This is a genomic window from Ferruginibacter sp. (assembly GCF_031430955.1).
In the GTDB taxonomy this organism is placed as follows: Bacteria; Bacteroidota; Bacteroidia; order Chitinophagales; family Chitinophagaceae; genus Ferruginibacter.
This window is the reverse complement of record NZ_JANPCM010000076.1, coordinates 1-3,433: the sequence shown is the minus strand read 5'-3', so window position 1 is coordinate 3,433 and position 3,433 is coordinate 1. Positions and strand designations below refer to the sequence as shown.

The following is a 3,433-nucleotide window of genomic DNA, read 5'->3' as shown; positions in this document are numbered from 1 at the left end:
GTAGATGCCGATCCTCAGGCCAACAGTACAACAGGTACCGGTTTCGATTTACATAATATTACCCTCAGCCTTTACGATTGTATGGTAAATGAAGCTAAGGTTAAAGATGTAATTCTAAAATCTGAAATTCCTTATTTAGATTTAGTGCCGTCGCATATTGATTTGGTGGGTGCCGAAATTGAAATGATCAATTATCCTAACCGGGAAAGTGTTTTAAAAAATATTTTAGCTCCCATAAGAGACGAGTACGATTTTATTGTTATTGACTGCTCCCCTTCCTTAGGATTAATAACGGTTAATGCATTAACTGCAGCCGACAGCGTGGTAGTACCGGTACAAACAGAATTTTTTGCATTGGAAGGTTTGGGTAAATTATTAAACACTATAAAGATTGTACAAAACAGGCTGAACCCCGATTTAAAAATTGAAGGCATTTTAATGACGATGTACGATGGCCGTTTACGTTTGTGCAACCAGGTGGTTAGCGAAGTACGCCGCCATTTTGAAGATATTGTTTTCAGCAGCATTATACACCGTAATACAAGATTGAGTGAAGCACCAAGTTTTGGCAAGCCGGTAATTTTATACGATGCCGACAGTAAAGGCTCTATCAATTATTTAAACCTTGCAAAAGAAATTTTACAAAAAAATAATCTTACTAAAATAAAAGAAGAAGACAGGATAATACAGTAATGGGCAAATTGGCAAATGTGACAATATGCAAATTTTAAATTCCGGTATCTTTTCTTTTTTTCGTTTGTATAAAACATTATATTAAGTTCAAAATAAATTACTCAAAAATAAATTATACAATTGCTATTTGTTCATTTGCAAATTTGCACATTGTCTCATTGGCACATTAATTATGACCCAACCAAATAAAAAAGACGCACTCGGAAAAGGAATACGCAGTTTATTACAGAATATAGATTCCGATTTAAAAAATACTGCCGGCAGTTTAAGAACCGACGTTGTTGAGCAATCTACTACCTCATCCCGTGTTGCTTTAGAGCAAATTGAAGTAAATCCCAAACAACCCCGTAAAGATTTTGATGAAGTGGCGTTAAGTGAATTAGCTGCTTCGTTAAAGTTGCATGATATTATTCAGCCGCTTACCGTAAGTAAATTACCCAATGGTAAATACAGGTTAATTGCTGGAGAAAGAAGATTCAGGGCCGCAAAAATTGCAGGTTTAAAAGATGTACCTGTTTATGTTAGGCAGGCCAATGATGTGCAGTTACTGGAATTATCTTTGTTAGAAAATTTACAAAGAGAAAATTTAAATGCCATAGAAATTGCATTAAGTTATAAACGCCTGATGGATGAACTGGATTATACGCAGGAGCAAGTGGCAGAACGCATGGGCAAAGACAGAAGCACTGTTACCAATTATATAAGATTATTAAAATTACCTCCTGATATACAAATTGCAGTACGCAATGGTACTATTACAATGGGCCATGCAAGGGCTTTAATAAATGTTGATGTAATAGATAAGCAATTGTACATTTTTAACGAGATAAAAAAACGCAGTTTATCGGTACGGCAAACAGAGGATTTAGTAAGACAAATTTATACACCACATGCTGTTAAAGTTGCTGTAAAAACCGAGATGCCGCCAGCATTTAAAAAGATAGAAGATAATTTAGCATCTAACTTTAATACTAAAGTAAAATTAACACACAATAAAAAAGGCTACGGCTCGGTGTTATTTGAATATTATTCGCTGGAAGAATTAAATGCCCTGCTGGATAAATTTAAAATAACCGTTAGTTAAAGCCAAAATCTCTTGAGCGGCTTTAACAATATAATTCTTTAAATGACTTTTATCAAATCAATAGTTATTGTATTTTTCTTCTTATTAACCGGAAGTAATTTGTGTGCACAAAAAGACACTTTAATTTTAAAAGACACCGGCAGTATTCAAAAAAATAAAAAAGCAGTTGTCAAAAAAGAAAAAACAAAAATTTTCTCTATTGATACTTCCAAGCCATACAATCCACGTGTGGCAATTTTACGTTCTGCAATTTTACCCGGCTGGGGACAATTTACCAATAAAAAATATTGGAAAATGCCGATTGTATATGGTGCCTTGGGCACTACTGCTTATATTTTTGTTAGAAATATAAAACAGTTTAGAGAAGCCAACAGCTCTTACAAAAATGCTATTGATGGCGATACTTCCAACGATAAATTAATTCCCGAACCTTATTACAGTGTACGCAGCAACCCCGACAGAATAAAAAATTTCAGGAACCAAGTGCGGCAGAATGTTGATTACTCCGTTTTATTTTTTATCGCTTTTTGGGGATTAAATGTTGTTGATGCAGCGGTAGATGCACACTTAAAAACTTTTGATGTAAGCGATAATTTAAGTTTACAAATAAAACCCGGCTACAGTCCTTTGGCCAATACCAATGGTATAAGTTTGGTTTTAGATATTCACTCAAAAACTGCCAAGGGGTCTAAATGATTATATTTGTTTTTGTAAAAATTTTCAATAAATAATATTTAATGAGTACAACAGATAATTCTACGTTGAGCGAATCAGGGAGTTTAAAAATTGCATTGATCGGTTATGGTAAAATGGGTAAGGCTATTGAAGAAATTGCTTTGCAAAGAAATCATACTGCTGTTTTAAAAATTGATATTAATAACACCGACAGTTTTAACAAAGAAAATTTACAGCAATGCGATGTGGCCATTGAATTTACCGGTCCACACAGTGCTGTAGAAAATATTTTAAAATGTCTTGATGCAGGGATACCTGTTGTAAGCGGCAGCACCGGCTGGCTGGAACAATGGGAAATTATAAAAAATAAATGCGAAACATTGAATGGTGCACTTTTATATGCCAGCAATTTTAGTGTTGGTGTAAATATTTTTTTTGAGTTGAATAAAAAACTGGTACAGCTCATGAGCCGTCAACCTGAGTATGAAGTGAGTCTGGAAGAAATTCATCACACAAAAAAAAAAGATGCACCAAGCGGTACAGCGATCACATTGGCCGAACAAATTTTAGACAATAATCCTGTTAAGAAAAAATGGATCAATGATATTGCAAAATATCCCAACGAACTTTCTATAATAAGCAAAAGAATTGATCCTGCACCCGGCACACACTCGGTAAAATACAGCAGTGCCATTGATGATATAGAAATTATACATACAGCCCACAGCCGCACCGGCTTTGCAACAGGCGCTGTATTAGCCGCAGAGTTTTTACACAGAAAAAAAGGAATTTACAATATGAAGAATGTATTAGGCTTATAATTTATATACATTGCAATTTGTTTATTAAATCTGCGTTTGTGTTTTCTTATACATATCTTTATAATAAGCAGTTATACAGGAATGAAAAGCCCAAAAATCTCTTTAGCCATAGTTGATGATCACCAGATAGTAATTGATGGATTAAAATCTTTACTGCAGG

At 34.3% G+C, this 3,433-nt stretch carries 4 protein-coding genes; all 4 read left to right on the top strand.

Annotated elements, in window-relative coordinates; translation table 11 throughout:
* A partial coding sequence (locus tag ACY65O_RS02135) for a ParA family protein (RefSeq protein WP_462219204.1) occupies positions 1-693 on the top strand: 693 nt, incomplete at its 5' end.
* 172 nt (positions 694-865) lie between these two features.
* Complete coding sequence (locus ACY65O_RS02130) at positions 866-1,777, top strand: ParB/RepB/Spo0J family partition protein (RefSeq protein WP_462219203.1); 912 nt, start codon at positions 866-868, stop codon at positions 1,775-1,777.
* A 42-nt stretch (positions 1,778-1,819) separates the two neighbouring features.
* Positions 1,820-2,473, top strand: coding sequence for a DUF5683 domain-containing protein (locus tag ACY65O_RS02125; protein ID WP_462219202.1), 654 nt, complete (start codon positions 1,820-1,822; stop codon positions 2,471-2,473).
* A gap of 41 nt (positions 2,474-2,514) precedes the next feature.
* Positions 2,515-3,273 (top strand): 4-hydroxy-tetrahydrodipicolinate reductase, encoded by a 759-nt coding sequence (dapB, locus tag ACY65O_RS02120; protein WP_462219201.1) that lies wholly within the window; start codon positions 2,515-2,517, stop codon positions 3,271-3,273.
* Positions 3,274-3,433: the final 160 nt, after the last annotated feature.